Origin of the sequence: Oceanospirillum linum (assembly GCF_001995095.2) — a bacterium.
Lineage (GTDB): Bacteria > Pseudomonadota > Gammaproteobacteria > Pseudomonadales > Halomonadaceae > Oceanospirillum > Oceanospirillum linum.
In genome coordinates this window covers 1-819 of sequence record NZ_MTSD02000023.1, presented here as the reverse complement: position 1 = coordinate 819, position 819 = coordinate 1, and the positions used below count along the sequence as shown (strand labels likewise).

Sequence of the window (819 nt, the reverse complement as noted above, 5' to 3'; positions counted from 1 at the left end):
GCATACGAGAGATTGTGGGAAAACGGCGAGTTTACCAAAAGTGAAATGCTAAACGAAGCACAAACCGAATATCACAGAAACAACAACAATACAATCATGTTCCTTGAAGATACACCCGAGTCAGAAATAAGATGGCGAACTATTTCAGACATTTATACGAGTTACGAACAATGGTGTGATGACGCTTGCGAAAAACCACTAGCCAAGATTAGATTGACTGAAACTATCAGACAGCTACTCAACCTTGAAAGCAAGCTGACGTGGTTACCCAATGGTTCAAACCGTGGGCGCTACTTTGTTCCAGTCGGATATGACGCTAAAACAGATAAAGAACAAGAGTTGAAATGGTTGAATGAAAATTTGAAGTAATTACATGAAATGTAATACAAAGTTATATAATGCTTTCTAAGCCCTTTGCGACTAGTTTACTAGTTACAAGGGGCTTTGCAGTACCCTTGAAATGTTCATACATTCTAAAACACTCTTAAAATCGTCTCTAAGCCATTTTAACCATTTTAGGTATAATCAACCTAGAAACTATCTAAAACGTCTCAGAACGCAAATGAGAGCATTTTAGAGCTATTCAGGGCTATTTCATTCTTTCAAAGTTACAAGGTTGGCCGTTGGAAGAATGAAAAATGAGAAAATGACTAGTTTTCTTAAAAAGCAATTAGTTTTATTAAAATTTAATTGGAATTGTATAGAAATTACAAACAATTCAGCGTTCAATCAGTTTTTGGAACAAAATAGGGTAAAAACGTCCGTGGCTCAATCCTATGTGGCTCAAGGGTTTTGGCGATTTGGTGGACAGAACAAAAC

General features: G+C 36.5%; 2 protein-coding genes. Both read left to right on the top strand.

Annotation, left to right across the window (positions count from 1 at the left end; genetic code table 11):
• A partial coding sequence (locus BTA35_RS17990; RefSeq protein WP_202931293.1) for a hypothetical protein occupies window positions 1-369 on the top strand: 369 nt, incomplete at its 5' end.
• A 262-nt stretch (window positions 370-631) separates the two neighbouring features.
• Window positions 632-819: hypothetical protein (locus BTA35_RS18520; RefSeq protein ID WP_238377623.1), on the top strand; the 188-nt coding region annotated here is incomplete at its 3' end.